The 19,760-nt window shown below is 63.1% G+C and carries 19 protein-coding genes; 15 read left to right on the forward strand and 4 right to left on the reverse strand.

The annotated features are described in order from the left end of the window. Nucleotides 1-265: 265 nt before the first annotated feature. From ACTHNE_RS01415 to ACTHNE_RS01455, 9 genes are all read left to right on the forward strand, one after another. A complete protein-coding gene (locus ACTHNE_RS01415) occupies nucleotides 266-487 on the forward strand; it encodes a DUF2945 domain-containing protein (protein ID WP_324945103.1) in 222 nt (73 codons plus the stop codon). A 95-nt stretch (nucleotides 488-582) separates the two neighbouring features. Continuing rightward, nucleotides 583-1,035, forward strand: coding sequence for a nuclear transport factor 2 family protein (locus ACTHNE_RS01420; RefSeq protein WP_440268387.1), 453 nt, complete (start codon nucleotides 583-585; stop codon nucleotides 1,033-1,035). A 105-nt stretch (nucleotides 1,036-1,140) separates the two neighbouring features. Then, complete coding sequence (pxpB, locus tag ACTHNE_RS01425; protein ID WP_324945098.1) at nucleotides 1,141-1,821, forward strand: 5-oxoprolinase subunit PxpB; 681 nt, start codon at nucleotides 1,141-1,143, stop codon at nucleotides 1,819-1,821. Continuing rightward, entirely contained in the window at nucleotides 1,818-2,801 is a 984-nt protein-coding gene (locus ACTHNE_RS01430; RefSeq protein ID WP_324945095.1) for a biotin-dependent carboxyltransferase family protein, read from the forward strand. The genes pxpB and ACTHNE_RS01430 overlap by 4 nt, the downstream gene beginning before the upstream one ends. Then, nucleotides 2,798-3,571: a LamB/YcsF family protein gene (locus ACTHNE_RS01435; RefSeq protein WP_324945092.1), complete on the forward strand. Its 774-nt coding sequence runs from the start codon at nucleotides 2,798-2,800 to the stop codon at nucleotides 3,569-3,571. Before ACTHNE_RS01430 ends, ACTHNE_RS01435 begins: the two co-directional genes overlap by 4 nt. 179 nt (nucleotides 3,572-3,750) lie before the next feature. Further along, nucleotides 3,751-4,437, forward strand: a complete 687-nt coding sequence (locus tag ACTHNE_RS01440; RefSeq protein WP_324945089.1) for a DUF969 domain-containing protein — start codon at nucleotides 3,751-3,753, stop codon at nucleotides 4,435-4,437. A 2-nt stretch (nucleotides 4,438-4,439) separates the two neighbouring features. Continuing rightward, complete coding sequence (locus ACTHNE_RS01445; protein ID WP_440268388.1) at nucleotides 4,440-5,408, forward strand: 5-oxoproline transporter, DUF979 family subunit; 969 nt, start codon at nucleotides 4,440-4,442, stop codon at nucleotides 5,406-5,408. 20 nt (nucleotides 5,409-5,428) lie between these two features. Further along, nucleotides 5,429-6,082 (forward strand): pyroglutamyl-peptidase I, encoded by a 654-nt coding sequence (pcp, locus tag ACTHNE_RS01450; RefSeq protein ID WP_324945084.1) that lies wholly within the window; start codon nucleotides 5,429-5,431, stop codon nucleotides 6,080-6,082. Nucleotides 6,083-6,307: 225 nt separating this feature from the next. After that, nucleotides 6,308-7,492: a right-handed parallel beta-helix repeat-containing protein gene (locus tag ACTHNE_RS01455; RefSeq protein ID WP_440268389.1), complete on the forward strand. Its 1,185-nt coding sequence runs from the start codon at nucleotides 6,308-6,310 to the stop codon at nucleotides 7,490-7,492. 86 nt (nucleotides 7,493-7,578) lie between these two features. Here ACTHNE_RS01455 and ACTHNE_RS01460 read toward each other — a convergent pair whose 3' ends face one another. From ACTHNE_RS01460 to ACTHNE_RS01475, 4 genes are all read right to left on the reverse strand, one after another. Next, complete coding sequence (locus tag ACTHNE_RS01460; protein WP_324945078.1) at nucleotides 7,579-8,859, reverse strand: Nramp family divalent metal transporter; 1,281 nt, start codon at nucleotides 8,857-8,859, stop codon at nucleotides 7,579-7,581. A 32-nt stretch (nucleotides 8,860-8,891) separates the two neighbouring features. Then, the gene (locus tag ACTHNE_RS01465; RefSeq protein ID WP_324945075.1) at nucleotides 8,892-9,470 is read right to left on the reverse strand and encodes a cysteine hydrolase family protein; all 579 of its coding nucleotides are present in this window, start codon (nucleotides 9,468-9,470) and stop codon (nucleotides 8,892-8,894) included. Between the two features lie 113 nt (nucleotides 9,471-9,583). Further along, nucleotides 9,584-10,819, reverse strand: a complete 1,236-nt coding sequence (locus ACTHNE_RS01470; protein ID WP_324945072.1) for a DUF2252 family protein — start codon at nucleotides 10,817-10,819, stop codon at nucleotides 9,584-9,586. 310 nt (nucleotides 10,820-11,129) lie between these two features. Continuing rightward, nucleotides 11,130-12,071 (reverse strand): Gfo/Idh/MocA family protein, encoded by a 942-nt coding sequence (locus ACTHNE_RS01475; protein WP_324945069.1) that lies wholly within the window; start codon nucleotides 12,069-12,071, stop codon nucleotides 11,130-11,132. Nucleotides 12,072-12,302: 231 nt separating this feature from the next. On the opposite strand from ACTHNE_RS01475, the gene ACTHNE_RS01480 reads away from it, so the two are divergent. The 6 genes from ACTHNE_RS01480 to ACTHNE_RS01505 all read left to right on the forward strand — a co-directional run bounded on the left by ACTHNE_RS01480 (nucleotide 12,303) and on the right by ACTHNE_RS01505 (nucleotide 19,541). Further along, nucleotides 12,303-12,719 carry an organic hydroperoxide resistance protein gene (locus ACTHNE_RS01480; protein WP_414649761.1) on the forward strand — a complete coding sequence of 139 codons (417 nt, stop codon included), beginning with the start codon at nucleotides 12,303-12,305 and terminating at the stop codon, nucleotides 12,717-12,719. Between the two features lie 151 nt (nucleotides 12,720-12,870). Continuing rightward, complete coding sequence (locus ACTHNE_RS01485) at nucleotides 12,871-15,771, forward strand: ATP-binding protein (RefSeq protein ID WP_440268390.1); 2,901 nt, start codon at nucleotides 12,871-12,873, stop codon at nucleotides 15,769-15,771. Nucleotides 15,772-16,366: 595 nt separating this feature from the next. Continuing rightward, complete coding sequence (locus tag ACTHNE_RS01490) at nucleotides 16,367-17,314, forward strand: alpha/beta fold hydrolase (RefSeq protein WP_440268391.1); 948 nt, start codon at nucleotides 16,367-16,369, stop codon at nucleotides 17,312-17,314. A 23-nt stretch (nucleotides 17,315-17,337) separates the two neighbouring features. Next, nucleotides 17,338-17,847, forward strand: coding sequence for a cytochrome P460 family protein (locus tag ACTHNE_RS01495; RefSeq protein ID WP_324945060.1), 510 nt, complete (start codon nucleotides 17,338-17,340; stop codon nucleotides 17,845-17,847). A gap of 33 nt (nucleotides 17,848-17,880) precedes the next feature. Then, on the forward strand, nucleotides 17,881-18,708 hold the full coding sequence (locus ACTHNE_RS01500) for an oxidoreductase (RefSeq protein ID WP_440268392.1): 828 nt from the start codon (nucleotides 17,881-17,883) through the stop codon (nucleotides 18,706-18,708). 47 nt (nucleotides 18,709-18,755) lie between these two features. After that, nucleotides 18,756-19,541, forward strand: a complete 786-nt coding sequence (locus tag ACTHNE_RS01505) for an alpha/beta fold hydrolase (RefSeq protein WP_440268393.1) — start codon at nucleotides 18,756-18,758, stop codon at nucleotides 19,539-19,541. Nucleotides 19,542-19,760: the final 219 nt, after the last annotated feature.

The raw sequence follows: 19,760 nt of genomic DNA on the forward strand, positions 1-19,760 counted from the left end.
AGGCGACGGACCGAAGGCATGCGGACAGACAGGGCTGGCCCCAACGTGTTGAATTCAAAGTGATGGGGTGATGTCTGGAAGGCCCGCAGGCTGCGCCGCGCGGCTTAGCAAGACGGCCACTCTTGCCGGCGCCGCGCAACACCCCCTGCGAGCCTTCCAGAAATCATGACGACGCCGATACTTGATCTGTGTTGCCTTAAACGGGTTATTCACAGAAAAACTTCACAACGTCATCTTCAATAAGTCAAAACGCGGAGACATACCCATGACCAAGACATTCAAGGTCGGCGACCATGTCCGCTGGAATTCCGAAGCCGGCTGGGTCACCGGCAAGATCATCGCCGTGCATGCCCATGACTTCGATTACAAAGGCCATACGCGTCACGCCTCGAAAGACGAACCGCAGTACGAAATCAAAAGCGACAAGACCGACCACGTCGCCGCGCACAAAGGAAGCGCGCTGCAGCACGTCCATGCACGTAAATGAAAATCCATGCCCTTCCATGACCTGCCAGGTTATTGCGCCGTCTCGTTTTCCAGGCGATTAATGCGCGAACAACCACGCATGGCATGGGAGGGAATATGCGACTGCGACACTGGCAGTGGGCGATCTGCGCTGCGCTGAGCGCGGCTTCGGCGCAGGCAGGGCAGGAAGTGGGCGACTACAGCGGCCTGCCGCAGGACCTTGCCGCGGCGGCGACGGCTTACGACCTTGCGCAATTCAAATCAGACCGCCCCGAACTCGAGCGGCTGCTGGCCGACGATTACATCCTGGCCGGTTCGAACGGCAGGAATCAGGACAAGGCGCAATCCATTGCCGATACGGTGGACCCGGCCAACAAGACCAGCTATGTGGCCATCAGCCAGCAGGTGCGCAAGGTCTGGCCGAACGGCGCCGTGCTCGGCGGCATTGTCGACGCCAAGGGCATCAATCATGGCAAGGCCTATACGATGCGCGCGCGCTTCGTGGATGTGTGGGCCAAGCGCGATGGCCAGTGGAAAGTGATTTTTACCCAGGCCAACCGCATTCCTTGAAAGCACGCGATCCGTAGATTGGGCTGCGCAACATAACCCGACATATCTATACGCAGCCGCACAACGTTGGGTTACGCTTCGCTAACCCAACCTACGGGTGCGTATATGCAATTTGAAGCTCTTGCGGAAGACGCGTGGCTGTTGCGTTTCGGCAATGCCATCGACGTCGACGTGAACGCGCGAGTCCAGTCCGCCGCCGCGGCGCTGCAAGCGCAGCTTGCCGGTGTGGAATGCGTCCCCGCCTATGCCAGCGTGCTGGTGCGTTTCGATCCGATGCAGTGGCTGGAGGATGGCCGTTTCTCCGGACAGCGCCTGCGCAACGCGATCGACATTGTCCTGCAGCATGCGAGTTCATCGGAAACGATGCTGCGCGAGATCACCATTCCCGTCTGGTACGGCGGCGAGGATCTGCACGAGGTCGCGGCCCACGCGCATCTGTCGCCGGAAGAGGTGATCGCGCGCCATACCCGCGTAACGTATCGCGTCGCCATGCTCGGGTTCGCGCCGGGCTTTCCTTATCTGCTGGGACTCGATCCTGCGCTGGCCATGCCGCGGCGGAACAATCCGCGCACCTGCGTGCCGGCCGGGAGTGTGGCCATCGGCGGGTTGCAAACGGGGATCTATCCGCAGGCGCTGCCGGGCGGTTGGCAACTGATCGGCCGTACGCCGTTGCGCATGTTCGATCCGACGGCTGCGGCGCCATCGCTGTTGTCACCGGGTGATCGTGTTCGCTTCGAGGCGATCGATGAGCGTGAGTATCGCGCGCTGGATAACGCCACGGCATGAGCATCGAAGTCATCAAGCCTGGCTTGCTCACCACGCTGCAAGATGCGGGACGGCGCGGCTACGCCTCGCTCGGCGTAGGGCGCGCCGGTGCGATGGATGAGCCATCGTGGCGGCTGGCCAATGCGCTGGTGGGTAATCATGCGGGTGAGGCCGCGTTGGAGATCACGCTGGCCGGCCCTACGCTGCGTTTTCAGCGTGATGCGGTGATCGCGCTGACCGGCGGCATCATCGAAGCGCGCGCCAATGGACGACCGTTGCCGCCGTGGACGAGCTGTTTTGTGCCGGCCGATACGCTGCTGCGCCTCGGCGTGATGCGTCATGGCTGCCGCAGCTACCTCGCTGTGCGTGGCGGCTTTGACGTTGCGCCTGTGCTCGGCAGCCGCAGCACCGATCTGCACGCATGCATCGGTCCGCTGCAGGGCAGGGCTTTGCAGGCACTGGATGTCATTCCGTTCGGCCAGCACGCCGCGGGGCACTGGTTTCGCGCTGGCAAGCAGGTGCAGGCGCTGCGCTGGGGACTCGATCCGCAGCCATGGCTGGATTACGAACAGGCGCCATTGGCGTTGATGCGTGGCCATCACTACCCCTCGCTCGACGAGGCATCGCAACGCGCGCTGTTCGCGCAACGCTTCGCCGTCAGCAAGGACAGCAACCGCACCGGAAGCCGCCTGGAAGGCGCGCCGCTGCATCTGCGCCAGCCGCTGGAGCTGATCTCCGAAGCAACATTGCCCGGCACGCTGCAATTGCCGCCGTCGGGCCAGCCGATCCTGCTGCTGGCCGAGGCGCCGGTGACCGGCGGCTATCCGCGTATCGGCCAGCTTGCCGCGGTGGATCTTGCGCGCCTTGCGCAGCGCCGGCCGGGCGATGCCATATACTTTCGCGAGACTTCCATGGACGAGGCATTCGAACGTCTGCACAAGCGCGAGGAAGCGCTGCAACGCCTGCTTCAACGGATCGAGCAACGCCTGGATTCTGCATGAAACATTCCTTCGCCAAAACCATCGACATCAACAGCGACCTGGGCGAATCGTTCGGCGCCTGGCGCATGGGCGACGACGCCGCGCTGCTCAGCATCGTCAGCTCGGCCAATATCGCCTGCGGTTTCCACGCCGGCGACCCGGACATCATGCGCGGTACGGTGGCATTGGCGGTTGAGCATGAAGTGGCCATCGGCGCGCACGTGTCGTTGCCCGACCTGCAGGGTTTCGGTCGCCGCGAAATGGCGATCACGCCGAACGAAGCGTACGCGCTTACGCTGTACCAGATCGGCGCGCTGCACGGCTTCGTGCAGGCGGCCGGTACGCGATTGCGCCATGTAAAACCGCACGGCGCCTTGTACAACATGGCGGCGCGCGATACGAAGCTGGCCGCAGCAATCGCGCGCGCCGTGCATGATTTCGACGCCACGCTGTGCCTGTTCGGCCTGGCCAATTCCGCGCTGGTCGATGCGGGCAGGGCGGCCGGCATTCCGGTGGCTGCCGAAGCGTTCGCCGACCGCCGCTATCGCGCTGATGGCACGCTGCAGCCGCGGCGCGAAGCCGATGCGGTGATCCAGGAAAGCGACGAGGCCATCGCGCAGGCCATGGCGATGGCGCGTGAAGGGCAGGTGCGCGCCATTGACGGCAGCATCGTTACGTTGCAGGCCGATACCTTGTGCGTGCATGGCGACGGCTCGCATGCGGTGGAGTTTGCGCGGCGGTTGCGGGCGGCGTTGGAAGCGGCGGATATTGGTATTGCGGCGCCGCGTTGAGCATCCAACCGAGTATCAGTTCACTGCCATCTGTTCCGTCCCCTGCGTAGTAGGGGAGGGCTAGGGTGGGGTCAATCAACCTCGCGGTGGATTTCAATCATGCGACAAGCGCGTGCAACCCCACCCCAGCCCTCCCCTGCACGCAGGGGAGGGAGTAAACACCCACTCGGGAGACACCGATGAACTACTGGCCGCTGCTGGGCATTGCCGTGATCGTCATCGGTTTCGCATTGCGCTTCAACGCGGTTCCCGTCGTCGTCTGCGCGGCGCTCGCCAGCGGCCTGCTCGCCGGCATGCACTGGCCGCAACTGCTTGCACTGCTCGGCAAGAGCTTTATCGCTTCGCGCATGTTGCTGTTGTTCGTGCTTACGCTGCCGGCGATTGGGCTGCTCGAACATGCCGGATTGCGCGAGCATGCGCAGCAATGGATGGGGCGATTGCGTGGCCTTACCTTTGCGCGCCTGTTGATCGGCTATCTGCTGCTGCGGCAGTTGCTGGCGATGCTGGGCCTTACCGGCGTGGCGGGCGCGGCGCAGACGGTGCGTCCGCTGCTGGCGCCGATGGGCGAGGCGGCAGCCGAGAAGATCCATCCCGGCCTTTCCGACGCCGATCGTGACGAAGTACGTGCGGTGGCCGCCGCCACCGACAATATCGGACGCTTTTTCGGCGAGGATGTATTCATCGCGCTGGGCGCCGTGCTGCTTATCCAGGGCTTCTACGCGCAACGCGGCATCGAACTCACGCCGCTCTCGATTGCGCTGTGGGCCTTGCCTACCGCCATCGCCGCCTTCGCGATCCAGTCGCTGCGCGTCTACCTGTTCCAACGACGCCTGGCGCGTCGCGCGCGGAACGGAGCAGGGGCCTGAGCATGCTCAGCATCGAATACGTGTACTGGCTGATCGCGGCTTTCCTGTTGTACACGGCATGGCGCAATCTGCTTGAGCGACAGTTTTCGCGCGCGGCGTTCTGGTTGCTGTTGGGCCTGCTGTTTGCCGGCGGCGATGGGGTACTGGCGCAACTGCAAGCCGGTCGCGCGTGGCCGGCGCAAGTTGCCGGATGCATGGTGATCGCGCTTGCACTGCTGGCGCCGCGGCTGCGTCGGCGCACGCATGCGGAAACCGCGCAAAGCGCGGTGCGGCTCGCATCGGCGATACGCCTGGGGCATCGCTTGTTCATACCGGCGTTGTTGATTCCGCTGGTCACGTTGCTGGTGGCGTTGTTCGGAAGTCATCTCTCCATCGGCGGTATGGCGCTGTTCGCCAAGCCGCAGATGGCGCTGACGGGTCTCGCGCTGGCCTGCGTGGTGGCATTGTTCGCCGCCGCCCGTGTGGCGCAGGCGCCGCTGTATCGAGGGCTGGGCGAAGGCCGGCGCCTGCTCGATGCGATCGGATGGGCGGCATTGTTGCCGTTGCTGCTGGCGGCGCTTGGCGAAGTGTTCACGCAGAGCGGTGTGGGCGCGGCCATCGCCGCCTTGGCGAGTGCGGCGCTTCCCGAGGGCAATGCCTTCATGTGCCTGCTGGTGTTTGCGCTCGGCATGGTGATGTTCACCGTGATCATGGGCAATGCGTTTGCCGCATTTCCGGTGATGATGGCAGGCATCGGGCTGCCGCTGCTGGTGCAGCGCTATGGCGCGCATCCGGCCGTCCTGGGTTCCATGGGCATGCTCTGCGGTTATTGCGGCACGCTGCTTACGCCGATGGCCGCCGACTTCAACCTGGTGCCGGCCGCCTTGCTGGAACTGCGCAGTCCGTATGGCGTAATACGCGCGCAGGCGTGGAGTGCGGCTGCTATTTTCATCATCACCTTTATTGCCATGTGGCTGCTGGCCTTCCATTGACCGCTTTGTCGAGATTCTTCATGAGCAAGCCTCCACGCATCCTGCTGACTGGTTTTACGCCCTTCGACAACCAGGAGATCAATCCTTCGTGGGAGGCGGTGCATGCGCTCGACGGCAAACACGTCGGCGACCACCTGGTCGTATCGCGCCTGCTGCCGACCGCGTTCGCCGATTCGCAGCACGAACTAGAGTCGATGGTGAGAGAGTTCGAGCCGAGCATCCTGCTCGGCGTAGGGCAGGCAGGTGGACGCAGCCGTCTTTCCATCGAGCGCGTGGCGATCAACGTGCAGGATGCGCGCATCGCCGACAATGCCGGCGCGCAGCCGATCGATGAAGCCGTCGTAGCCGATGGCCCTGCGGCCTACTTCAGCACGCTGCCGATCAAGGCCATGCTCAAGGCGCTGCTCGACGAGGGGCTGCCTGCGGAGGTGTCCAATACGGCAGGTACCTTCGTCTGCAACCACGTGGCGTATCTGATGCTGCATATCGCTGCGAGCCATCGCGGCATGCGCGCGGGGTTTATCCATATCCCGTACCTTCCTGCGCAAGCAGTGCATGTTTCGAATGCGCCGAGCATGAGCAAGAACGATGTGGTGAAGGGGTTGTCGATTGCATTGGAAGTTGCCGTGACGAGAAGCATGGATGAGCGCTTCGCGGCAGGCACACTCGACTGACCCTTGGCGTTGGGTAAATAAGCATTGTCAAATGGACGTATAGACGGCCATTTACGCGTTGATAACGGTCAAGATCGCCGCTACCGCGGCTCAGGCTATAAAAAGAAACATGCGAATTTCGTTATTTTGACAAAATTGAATACATCCGAAATTTCACATTTGCATTTTCACGTGTGAATGACCGACCTTACCCGGGCCGTTCACAACAAAGAGGCGATTTCAGACGTGAAAAATTGGTCTGCGCAGAAATGCGCACAGGGGCATTTCTTCCCGTACTCGGGCGTATCCATTCGACGCAAGCTCAACCATAAAGTTCTGGCTGCTGCCGCGTCGCTTGCACTCTCGGTAGTGACCTTGCCGGCTTCCGCAAGCAACTGGTGGACAGCAACACCGCATATTTCGATCGGCTCGGCCGTCGTCAATGTTCGTCATTTCGGCGCCATGGGCAACGGCTCCATGGACGACACCAAAGCCATTCAAGCCGCCATCGATGCATTGCCGGAGAGTGGCGGCACCATCATCGTGCCAAACGGTACCTACATGATCGACGCGCTCAAGGGCATCAGCCTGCGCTCGCATGACCGCCTGTCGCTGGCCAGCGGCGCGGCGCTGAAGGCCATTGGCAACAGCGAAAGGCGTTCCTGGGTGGTGAAAGTGTGGAACGTCAACAACGTCGAGATCGTCGGTGGCGGCGTGATCGGCGAGCGTTACAGCCATCGCGGCACGTCCGGCGGCGAATGGGGCTACGGCATCAACATTTCCTCATCGGACAAGGTCTACGTGCACGACATCACGATCCAGGACTGCTGGGGCGATGGTCTGCTGATCGGTGCACTCGGCTCGGGCAAGGGCATGGTGGAGGCGACCAACATCACGCTGAACCGCGTCAAGTCCAAGAACAATCGCCGCCAAGGCATGTCGATCACGCCGGCAAACCGCGTGTACGTGGTCAACAGCAGCTTCACCGGCACCCACGGCACGGCGCCGGAATCGGGCATCGACATCGAGCCGCGCTCGCAGGGCTGGGCCTCGCAGGTGCGCCTGGAAAACACCGACCTGTCGAACAACAACGGCAACGGCCTGGAAGTGCACCACAACGTGGATGCGCTATCGCTCTACAAGGTCAAGGCGGAAAACAACAAGGGCTTCGGCGTCTATACCGGCGGCCCGAAGAACGTGAACATCTCCAACAGCACGCTGACCCAGAACTACCTGTTCGGCGTGGATATCTCGGCCGATTCCAGCTATGTGAGCATCGCCGACAACACCATCAACTACAACGGCGATGCGTGGTATTACGCGCATGGCAAGTCGATCTTCACGCCAGGCACGGCGCCGCGTGACATCGATGTCGCCAGTTCGTCGAGATACGTCACGCAGTCGAACAACATTGTTTCGCCAATGAAATAACCCGCAAGCCCGCGCGCCGGCCATCGCTCGTGCGGTGGCCGGTGCGGCTATTTTCGAAAGTGAATCTGCGAGCAGTGGGGCCGTATTCAACCTTTACCCAACGTGGCGAACATGACGACGGCGGCGATGCCCATCACGGCGGTCGCGATCCAGCCAAGCGCGAATAGCCAGCCACGCACCACATGGTTGCCCATCGCATGCGCGCGGCGTGCGACGATCATGATGGCCGCCATCAGCGGCACCGCGCACACGCCATTGACGACGGCGCTCCAGTACAGCGCCTTGATCGGGTCGATCGGCGAGAAGGTCAGCGCAGCGCCAAGCGCCATCGATCCCACCAGCACGCCGTAGAAAAGCCTGGCCTGCTTCGGCTTGCGGTCCAGCCCATACGGCTTGTGCGCGCCGCCGGCTACCGCAAACGCAGTGGCACCGGCGACCACCGGTACCGCGAGCAGGCCGGTGCTGATGATGCCGGTCGCGAACAGCCCGAACGCAAAGCGGCCGGCAATCGGCTTCAGCGCCTCGGCCGCTTCGGAGGCGGATTGGACATCCGTCTTGCCATGCATGTGCAAGGTCGCCGCCGCCGCCAGGATGATGAAGAAGGCGATGACATTGGAAAACACCATGCCCACGATCGTGTCGAAGGCGATGCGCCGCAGTGCGCCGGGCGCCTGCTCGTCCGCGTGGCGCAGCGGCTCGCGCTCGTCACTCGCGCGCAATTCCTCCACTTCCTGCGCGGCCTGCCAGCAGAACAGGTAGGGGCTGATGGTGGTGCCGAGCACGGCGACGATGCCGGTGAGATAGCTCGTATTCCATTGCAATGCGGGCAGCACCGTGGCGTGCAGCGCTTCGCCCCAGTGCACGTGCACGGCGAATACGGTGCCCGCGTAGGTAAACAGGCTGAGCGCGAGCGCCTTGAGTACCGGCGAATATTTCTCGAAGGAGAGATAAACCTGCAGCACCGTGGAAACTACTGCAAAGCCGAGCGCGTATACCAGATGCGGTCCGCCGACCAGCAACTGCAATGCGGCGCCCATCGCCGCCAGGTCCGCACCGATATTGATGATGTTGGCGATTACCAGCAACGCCAGCAGCGACCAGACGGCCGGCGCTGGAAAGTTGCGCATCAACGTATCGGCCAGACCGCGACCGCACACCCGGCCGATGCGCGCACTCACCATTTGGATCGCGATCATCAATGGGATCGTCAGGAACACCACCCACAACATCGCGTAGCCGAACTTCGCGCCCACTTGCGAGTAGGTCGCCACACCGCTGGGATCGTCGTCCGCCGCGCCGGTGACAAACCCTGCGCTCAGGCGTTTCCACCACGGTCCTTGTCGTGAACCCTCAGGTAGACTGCGCATGGCGTGAACTCCGTAGCGATGGCCTTATGGCGTTATGCGGACGATGAGGCAGGTGAGAGCCATGCATCGTGCGTGCAAACGCGTATGTCCAGGCTGTCCTGCATCAAGGCCAGCGCGCGGGCATGGCGCTGCTGCGATGCCGCCGCGGTCGCGTCTTCCAATACGGCAACCTCCAAACCCCTGACGCGCGCATCCATGGCCGAGCTCAGCACGCACACATCCGTCGCCGCGCCGCCAAGCGCCAGCTGCCGAATCGACAACGCTTCGAGCAGGGAGGCGAGCTGGGTGTTGAAAAAGGCGGAATGGCGGGATTTGAGCAGCACGATATCGCCGGATTCCGGATAAAGCTGCTTCAACATCGCCGCCGATTCCGGCGGGCCGCGCCGGGCGGTGTACGCCAGCACGTCCTGCCAGGTGTCCTGCCATTGCCCGAAGTTGTCATTGCAGTACACCACGCGGATGCCTTCGTGACGGCACGCTGCGGCCGCCGCCGCCATACCGGATGCCGCGCTGGCCTGGGTGCTGGCAAGCGCTGCGCCATCCTCGAAATGGAAATGACTGAAGACGTCGATCAACAGCAAGGCATGCCCGTTGTGGACCGAACCAGACATCATCGCCTCCATTGCACCCCATCTCGTTTCGTGTGCCTGATCATGCAGGCGCCTGTGTGATGCTGGCGCTGGAGAGGAGAGAAGCCAATGTCAACGCCGCATTGGTCACCGCTTCAATGCACCGCTGGCTCGCGATCGGCCACGAACGATTCTTCCCTGCCGACATACCGACGGCAGTGTTCGAGATAGAGGTGCTCATGCTCCGCAAGCAAGCCCAGCGTGGTGCGCCACAGCCATGACGGCGCTTCCAGCGAGCGGGAGTGGTTTTTCTTCAGCTGCCGGCACCATTCCTTGCGGGCATGATCATCCATCTGGCGCGCATGCGCGCGACCCACCACATGGCCAAGATAGGCCGCAAGACGGCGCACCTTCTTTTGCTTCAGGCTGACGATGTCGAGCTTGAGATCCTGCGGCAGCAGCTCGCGCACGAACACCGGGCGCCCCAGCAGCGTCGATGCGCCCATGCGATCGCCCAGTGCCGGCGACAGTTGGCGCGCGCCTTCCAGCACGCGCTGGCCATCGTCTTTCGGCAGCTCGATCGAACGCGCCGCAGGCACGATGAGCGATGCCCCTTCCTTGATATCCATCAGGCACAGGTCGTGGCCGTCCGCGGCGGCGCCTTCGATATCCAGCAGCACCGCATAGCGCAACCTTCCCAGCGAACTGCAGCCCTTGCGCCAGTACGCCGCATCGAGCACGCGCACCGCGCCGCTGTCGGGACGTCCGCGCAACTGCGTGGCCAGGCGCATCATGGCCTGTTCCTGGAACAACGCGTTCAACGCGCGATGCTCACGCGTCGTGATCGGCCAGAACGCCTTGCCCAAAGGCAGGCGCAGCGTCTTGCCTTCCAGGCGATCGCGCGCCAGCGCTTTCCAACTGCGTGCATGCGCGCGCTGGATCTGCATACGCAGATAAGGCGGCAGGGAAGGCGGGAGATTATCGACATTCGGAAACGCCGATTCGTAACCGGCCAACAAGCCTTCCAGAATGTGTACGGTGCTCAGGCCAGGCAGGTCCGAACTGCGTGACAGCACGGCCAGCGAAAGCGCGAGCCGGCACAGGTCGAGCGCAGGGTTGGCGATAGCGCACTGATCGAAATCGCGCAGATGGATATGCACGTGGCTGTCCTCGTCCGCCAGCGGACCCAGGTTGCCCACGTGGCAATCGCCGCAGATCCAGATGGCGGGCCCTTCAGGCAGCGCCGGCGCGTGTGGGGAGTCTATCCATGCGTAGAACTGCTCGATGCTGCCGCGCACGAACGCATGCGCCGACTGCGCCATCTTGCGGCGCCGCAGCCGCTCCAGTTCCGCCTTCCGCTCATATGCGACTACGGTTTCTTGTTTGGCCATAAGGCCATCCTCCGAGTCGCCGGGGCATCGGAAGGTGAAGAGGCGAGCGGGAAGGAAGTGAAGGCGTTGACGTGGTCGTCACGCGAGAGAGGGCCTGAGTGAGTCAAGCCACGGCTTGCCGTAATGCGTCCCCTCTCCTACATGGAGTAGGGGAGGGTTAGGGTGGGGTAAAGCAACCTCGCGGTGTATTGCAACGGCGCCGCAAGCTCGAATAACCCCCAGCCCTCCCCCGGATCACGTCCGGGGCAGGTTCTGCAAGCAGGAGAGGGAGCCATAGTCCGCGCTTGCGTAAGCCGCGACGCCAAAGTTTTCAACCGCGCCCAAACGCCTCAAGCCGCACCTGCTTCCCCAACAAAAACGCATCGGCGACCAACCGCAGCGGGCGCACGTCCACATCGTCGCTGCCGTGGCTGATCAACTCGTGGAAGCGTTCGTACAGCGCCGGGTATTCGCGTTCGGCGCCCAGCGCAACTGGCTCGCCGGCGATCACCAGGCGCTTGCCGCCTTCGCTGATCGAGAGCAGGCCGTCATCGGTGTCGACATCGATCTCCCATTGTTCGACCGGGCCATGGCGCCAGTCGAATTCCGCACGCACGGGTACACCGGTGGCGTCGATGCCATCGAGTTCGGCGGCGATCGGCGTGGCGCAATCGGCGGGGACATGCAGGGTGGCGTTGTGCAGCAGCACCTCGTTCGGCAGGATGCGCGTCACGATCGACAGTGCATTGATGCCCGGATCGAACACGCCCATGCCGCCCGGTTCCCAGATCCAGTCCTGACCCGGATGCCAGCGGCGCACGTCCTCTTTCCAGCGCACGTGCACGGTGCGCAGGCGGCGGTTGGCAAGCCATGCGCGCGCCGGCTCCACCGCGCTGGCGTAGCGCGAATGCCAGGTGGCGAACAGCGTGCGGCCTTGCTGGCGCGCCAGGTCGCGCAGGGCTTCCACTTCGCTCACGCTCGCGCCGGGTGGCTTTTCCAGCATCACGTGCTTGCCCGCGAGCAATGCGGCGCGCGCCTGCGCATAACGGACCTGTGGCGGCGCGCACAGCGAAACGGCATCGAGTTCCGGCTCGGCGGCGAGCAGCGTTTCGATATCGGTGTAATGGCGCGCGTGCTCGACTTGCGCGTGACGGCTCGCGCTTGCCACCAGCTTGAAGCCGGGATTGGCCGCGATGGCGGGCAGGTGCTGGTCGCGCGCGATCTTGCCGACGCCGACGATGCCCACGGTGTAGCACGCATTGTTTTGTGTCATGAACGTATTCCCTCTGAGACGCAATCGGGCAGTCTAGAAACAAGGCCGAACGCCTTCCAATGAGAAATTGGACTGTTCAGATACCGGTGTTGATATCGCGCCGCTTGCCGAAATAACGCGCGCTAACAGCTTCTAACTGGTGGTCTTGCTCCATTCTCGCCACCCTGGTCGAAACCGGCATCCTTGCAGGATGGCCGTGATGCAAACGCGCTTGCACGACCAGGAAACAGCATGATCACAGTCCAGAAAATTCTCTACACCGCCAGGGTCCACACGACGGGCGGCCGCGATGGCGCCGCCCGCAGCGACGATGGCCGGCTCGACATCCGGCTTTCCCCGCCGGGTGCGCCCGGTGCCGGCACGAACCCCGAACAGCTTTTCGCGGCGGGCTGGTCGGCGTGTTTTATCGGCGCGCTGCGGCATGCGTCGCATGCGCGCAAGATCGATTTTCCCGCCGGTGCGGCGGTATCCGCCGAGGTGGATCTTGGCCATGGCGAGCAAGGTTTCTTCCTGCAGGCGCGGCTGACGGTGTCGTTGCCCGGGCTGGAACCGGAGGTTGCGCAATTGTTGATCGATGCGGCCCACCAGACCTGCCCGTATTCGAAGGCGACGCGCGGCAATATCGAGGTGAACCTCGCGCTTGGCTGAGTCGCGGTCGTTGCGCAGCGTTGCAAGCGAAACGCGAAGGCCTGGGGAGCCTGACGATAAGCCGTACCGTGAATCCTTTATGATGCAAGATGTTGCGAGCCTGGCTGTTCCGCTGCCATCTGCTGGCACACGATACGAGAGAGCGATTCCGGTGGAAGCCATTACCGATGACCTGCGTCCATCGTCTGCCGCAAGCGTTGGCTTCGGCCCGTTCCGTGTGGTTCCAGCCAGGCGGCTGCTTACCCGGGACGGCATGCCGGTGGAGATCGGCGGACGGGCGCTGGACCTGTTGATCGCCTTGCTCGAGCAGCCGGGCAGGGTGCTTTCCAAACGGGAACTGCTGCGGCGGGTATGGGCCGACGCCATCGTCGAGGAAGGCAGCCTGCGTTTCCACATGACCGGCTTGCGCCGCATCCTCGGCGATGGCGAAAACGGCGCGCGCTACATCAGCACGCAGGTGGGCGTGGGCTACGCCTTTGTCGGTACCGTGGACATGACCGCCGAACGGAACGAGGCGTCTAGAGAAGCTTCGGTAACCGAGCCGACGATGGAAGCGAAACCGCCATCGACCCATGTGGGTGCGCTGCCACCGCGGCCGCGTTTGATAGGGCGCGAAGCCGATGTTCGCGTGATCGTCGACCGCCTCGCCAGGCCGCAGTTGTTCACGATCGTCGGCGCCGGTGGCGTGGGCAAGACCAGCCTCGCTGTCGAGGTGGGGTACCGGTTTGACGGTGGACCGTACGAACGGGCGCATTTCGTCGACCTGGCGCAGGTCGAGGACCCGCTGCTCGTGCCATCCGCACTATCCGGCGCCGTGGGGCTGCCGGTGCAGGCGGACGATCCGGTGTTCGTGTTGCTCGCGCATTTGCGCACGCGCCGGCTGCTGCTGGTGATCGACAATTGCGAGCATCTCGTCGATGCCGTTTCAGGCGTTATCGAGCGCATCAGGGAGGGTGCGCCGGACACCGGTGTGCTGGCCACCAGCCGCGAACCGCTTCGCACGCGCGACGAACAGTTGCATTGGCTTGGCGCACTGGATTTTCCGCCGGAAACGGGCGATTTCACGGTGGAAACGTTGCTTGCCTTTCCGGCGATGAAGCTGTTCGTCGAACGCGCCTCTGCCGGCAACGCATCCCTATCGCTGGATGCGGAAAACGTCCGTCTTATCGCCGACATGTGCCGGCGGTTGAACGGCATGGCGTTGCCGATCGAGCTGGCGGCCATGCGCGTGGCGACACATGGCGTGCAGGCCACGCATGCCCTGCTTGGCGAACGCTTTTCGCTAGGCTGGGCAGGGCGACGCACAGCGTTGCCGCGGCAACAGACCTTGCGCGCAACGCTCGACTGGAGTTACGAGCTGCTGTCGCCGCAAGAACGGCTGGTATTCGATCGGCTGGCAATTTTCGTGGGCCCGTTTTCGGTGGATGCGGCCTCGCAAGTGGTCGCTGATGCGCAGATCGATCAGCTCGCTGCGGTCGCCGCATTGGACGAACTGGCGGCCAAGGGTCTGGTGGCGGTCGACCATTCCGAGGCGATCCACGCATATCGTTTGCTGGAAATGACGCGTGCCTACGCCAGGGAAAGGCTGGCCTTGCATGGGCAGGTCCAGGTACACGCCGTCGCCTTTCGGCACACGGCCTATTTCACCGAACTTCTCGGCCAGCTCGGCATCACGCCCGATGAAGTTTTCGATCGTTCGGCGCGGCTGGCCAATCAGTTGGGCAACATCCGCAGCGCGCTTGAATGGAGTTTCGGTCCGCAAGGCGACGCGGGCCTCGCGCTGCCGCTTGCCGCGGCGAGTGCTTTGCTGTTTTTGCATTTCTCGCTGATGGTGGAGTGTCGCACCTGGTGCGCGCGAGCCACGGAGCTGCTCGAACTCGGCTATTTCGGTACGCCGGTGGAAATGGAGCTGCAGGCCGCGCTCGGCCTGGTATTGATGTTCACGCGCGGAAACAGCGGCGCTGCCGAAACCGCCCTGCTGCGTGCGATGGAGATCGCGACGGCGTTGGACGATGCCTGCTCCCAGCTTCGACTGCTCGGGCGGCTGCAGATTTTCTACGAGCGCATCGGCGATTTCGCGTCATCGCTGGCGTGGGCGGAGCAGGCCATCGGCGTGGGCGACGCCATCGGCGAACCCGAAGCCATCGCCGTGGCCGCTTCGCTCGCCGGTGTTTCGCATCACCTGCTCGGCGACCAGGTGCTTGCCCGCCGTGAGCTGGAAAAATCGCTCAAATACAGCCAGCCGCCACGACGCAGCCACTCCGTGCATTACGGTTTCGACCATCGCAATCGCACCGGCCTGGCCCTGGCACGCACGCTTTGGCTGCAGGGTTTTCCGGACCAAGCCAGGCAATGGGCGCAGCGCGTCGAAAGCGAAGCGGCCGCGCTGGATCATCCCGTTACGCATTGCATTGCCTTGGTATGGACGCTGGGCATCTACATCTGGACCGGCGACCTGGATAAGGCGAACGCCAGCCTGGCGACCTTTTCGAAGATCGCCGAAGCGAACATGCTCGCGCCGTACATGGCCGCCTCGCTGGGCATGCGCGGCGCCATCGCGATACGCGCCCGGCAGCCGGACGACGCCATCGACTGGCTGCAGGAAAGCCTGGACCGCCTGCATGGCATGCGCTACGAACTGCTTACCACCACGTTCGAAACCGCCCTGGCCGAGGGGTTGATACTCAACCGCCGCCACGCCGAAGCCGGCCGCCTGGTGGAAGGCACCATCGAGCATTGCCGCAAAAGCGGCGATGCATTCGCCATGCCCGAACTGCTGCGCATCAAGGCGAGCATTCTCAAGGCGCTTGGCGGCGGCGATACGATGCCGGCGCAAGTGGTGATCGAAGAATCGCTTGCGTTGAGCCGGCAGCAGGGTGCACGTGCGTGGGAGCTGCGTGCAGCGATGGACCTTGCGCGATTGTGGCTGGAGCAGGGGCGTGTGCTGGATGCCAAGCAGTTGCTGGATTCGTGGCGTGATGATGTGTCGAGTGATGTCGACACGATGGATCGTCGTGAGCTTAGGGAGCTGTGGCAGAAACTGCCGGAGTGACCGCGGCTTGATTAGCGTCGCGCCCGGCGCTCCCGCGAAGGTCGAGACCCAGCGGCTTTGAAGCAGAAAGGCATTGGGTGATTCGTTCGCGCACCTCTTCGGGACTGTCCTTCGGACATTCTTCGCGCATCCCGCTACGTCCGGCGTTTGCCGGGACGACGAATCACGCGATACGCCAGCACGATCTGCAACCCTCGTTTGAGATAGATGCTTGCAGGAACCGTTCCCTCCCCTACGTGTAGTAGGGGAGGGTCAGGGTGGGGTGAAGCAACCTCGCGAAGTATTTCAACGATGCGGCAAGCCCGAACAACCCCACCCCGGCCCTCCCCCCGGATCAAGTCCGGGGCAGGCTCTGCAAGCAGGGGAGGGAGCTGATCTGAGCAAGCGACAAATAGCTGCTTACCCACTGATCGATGACATCGATTAGCCGACGCCATCCCTAACAACTGCTAACAGCTGATAACTGGCGATTGTCGATCACCCAAATCACGCTAGGCCACACCGCAGCGACATCCGTTTTCACCGGGAGAAAACCATGTTCCGAAAATCACCCATCAAGCGCCGCAATGTAATGGGCGCAGCCCTCATCGCCATCATGGTCTCCCCACTTGGCGCGATGAATGCAGCATCGGCCAGCGACAGCGATTCGCTCGCTCCACTCAAACATATCCACGCAGGCGTATTGGACGTCGCCTACGCCGAACTCGGTCCCGCCAACGGCCCGGTGGTGATTCTCCTTCACGGTTGGCCCTACGACATCCACAGCTACGAAAGCGTCGCCCCCGCGCTTGCGGCAAAAGGCTATCGCGTGCTGGTGCCTTATGCGCGAGGCTACGGTGACACCCGCTTTCTTTCAGCCACTACGCCACGCAATGCCGAACCTGCCGCGCTGGCGCAGGACGTCATCGATTTCATGGATGCGCTCAAGATCAAGCAGGCCACGCTGGCCGGATTCGATTGGGGTGCACGCTCGGCCGATATCGTCGCTGCATTGTGGCCGCAGCGCGTAAAGGCGCTGGTGTCGGTAAGCGGTTATCTGATCGGCAGCCAGGAAGCCGGCAAGCAGCCGTTGCCACCCAAGGCCGAATACCTATGGTGGTACCAGTTTTACTTCGCCACCGACCGCAGCCAGCTCGGCTATGCAAAGTACACGCATGACTTCGCCAAGCTGACCTGGCAGCTCGCCTCGCCGCAATGGCATTTCGACCAGGCCACCTTCGATCGCAGCGCCGCGGCGCTGGACAATCCCGATCAGGTCGCCATCGCCATCCAGAACTATCGGTGGCGGCTGGACTTGGTCAAGGGCGAAGACAAATACGCCGCGCTGGAGCAGCGCCTGGCCAAGTTCCCGACCATCAGTGTGCCGACCATCACCATGGAAGGCGACGCCAACGGTGCGCCGCATCCTGCCGCCGAGGCGTACCGCAAATACTTCACCGGCAAATACGCCTATCGCCTGATCACCGGCGGCATCGGCCACAACCTGCCGCAGGAAGCACCGCAGGCATTCACGCAGGCCGTGATCGACGCCGATCATCTTTGACGCCATCGTGTGGGAGCGATCCGATGAAGCCGATTCACCTGGCGGTCTTGGCCATGATCTGCGCGATGGTTCTGCTGGCGTCCACCGACAACACGATGGCCGCAGCCGACGATGGCGATGCGTCACCGATTTACGGCGTGAGGATTCCCGCAGGCTATCGGCAATGGCAACTGATCGCTCCCGCCGAGGAAGCGGCGCCGTTGAACGAGATTCGCGCGGTGCTGGGCAATACGATCGCGGTCAATGCGTATCGTGATGGCGCGCTGCCGTTTCCCGATGGAACAGTGTTAGCCAAGCTGGCGTGGAAACACGTGCCGTCGCCGGACTTCGCCTCGGCCTCCATTCCGGGTGCAGCGACCACCGTGCAGTTCATGGTCAAGGATTCGAAGAAATATGCCGCCACTGGCGGCTGGGGTTTCGGCCGTTTCGTCAACGGCAAGGCGGCGGACGAGGCGCAGCACCGCACCTGCTTCGCCTGCCATCAGGCGCGGGCCAAAGCGCACGATTACGTATTCACGCGCTACGCGCATTAGTTGTTCGTTGCCACGCGTACAAGAGGAAACACCATGTCGCAAAGATGGTTGATTACAGGTTGTTCGCGCGGTATCGGCCATGCGCTGGCGGAAGCTGTGCTGCAGGCAGGGCATCGGTTGGTGGCGACCGCACGCGATCCGGCGCAAGTGGCGGATCTGGCGCGTCGTTATGGCGATGCAGTTTGCGTGGCCGCGCTGGATGTTACCGATCCGGCTGCTGCACAAGGCGCGGTGCAGCTGGCCGAGGCAAGCTTTGGCGGGCTCGACGTATTGGTGAACAACGCCGGCTACGGCAACGTCAACGCCATCGAGGATACGTCGCTGGATGATTTTCGCCGGCAGATCGAAACCAATCTGTTCGGCACGATCATCATGACCAAGGCGGTGATTCCACTGATGCGCCAGCAACGCAGCGGCCACATCATCCAGTTCTCGTCTGTGGGCGGGCGCATCGGTGCGCCGGGCAGGGCGCCTTATTCCGCCGCCAAGTGGGGCGTGGAAGGCTTCAGTGAAGTGCTGGCCAGGGAAATGGCGCTGGTCGGCGTGAAAGTCAGCATCATCGAACCCGGCGGTTTTCGCACCGACTTTGCCGGTGCCTCGACCGTGCTGGAAGAAGGCCGTCCGGAATACGACGAAGTGGTCGGCGTCGCGGCGCGCATGCAACGCGATTATCACGGCCGCCAGCCGGGTGATCCTGCGCGCGCGGCCCAAGCCATCCTCAACATCGCATCCATGGAGCAGCCACCTTTGCGACTGCCACTGGGCAGTGATGCCGTGGTCGCCATCGCAAAAGCCGATTACGCAAAGCTCGCCGAACTGGAACGCTGGCGAAAATTGAGCGTGTCCACGGATTTCCCCTGATCGTCCCTTTCATCACCCCCATCCCTTCCACTAACCAGGAGATTCACATGAAAAAGCTGTTCGCGGGCCTTGCGCTGGCGTTCGCCATGGTCACCGGACCGAATGCGTTCGCGCAAACGAAGCATGTCGACAAGCCATTTATCGTGCTGGTCCATGGCGCGTTCGCCGATGCCTCGAGCTGGAATGGCGTGATCAAGATCCTGCGCAAGGACGGCTACTTCGTTATCGCCGCCGCCAATCCGCTGCGTGGCGTGAAGAGCGACGGACAGTACATCGGCAGCCTCGTCACGGCATTGACGAGGCCGGTGGTGCTGGTCGGCCACTCCTATGGCGGCAATGTCATCACCGAAGCGGCCAATGGCCATCCGAACGTCAAGGCGCTGGTGTACGTCAGCGCGTTTTCGCCGGATACGGGTGAGAGCGCCTCCGAACTGGCCGGCAAGTTCCCCGGCAGCACGCTTGGTCAGGCGCTCGCGCCACCGGCCGTGCTTCCCGACGGCGGTAAGGATCTTTACATCCTGCAGGACAGATTCCCCGCGCAATTCGCCGCCGATGTGCCGATGGCGCAGGCAGCGCTGATGGCGGCGACGCAACGCCCGGTGACGGAAGCGGCGCTCAACGAGAAGAGTGGCCAGGCGGCGTGGAAGAGCATTCCGTCCTGGCATATCTATGGCACGGCGGACAAGAACATTCCGCCTGCGGCAATGGCATTCATGGCCGCGCGTGCGCATGCGCGGGACGTGGTAGTGGTCAAGGGCGCTTCGCACGTCGTGATGGTGTCCCATCCCGAAGCCGTGGCGCGGTTGATCGAGGAAGCGGCTGCTGCGCAGTGAGCTGAAGCCGATGGCTGCGAGCCGGTTCGCAACGGCTCGCAGATGTCTGCGAAGCGAATCGCCGCATCGATGGAACGGGGAAGACAATGCGCTTTTATGTTCTTCGCGTGTTCGCTTTCTTGCGCAGGCGTTTTTCGTGCCGCAGTCCGTCATGTCTGGCTGCGCGCATGGTCGCTGCGCAGGCTGGCAATCGCGTTGCATATAGCAGCGTGCTAGCGG

Source organism: Dyella sp. (assembly GCF_051954575.1).
In the GTDB taxonomy this organism is placed as follows: Bacteria; Pseudomonadota; Gammaproteobacteria; order Xanthomonadales; family Rhodanobacteraceae; genus Dyella_B.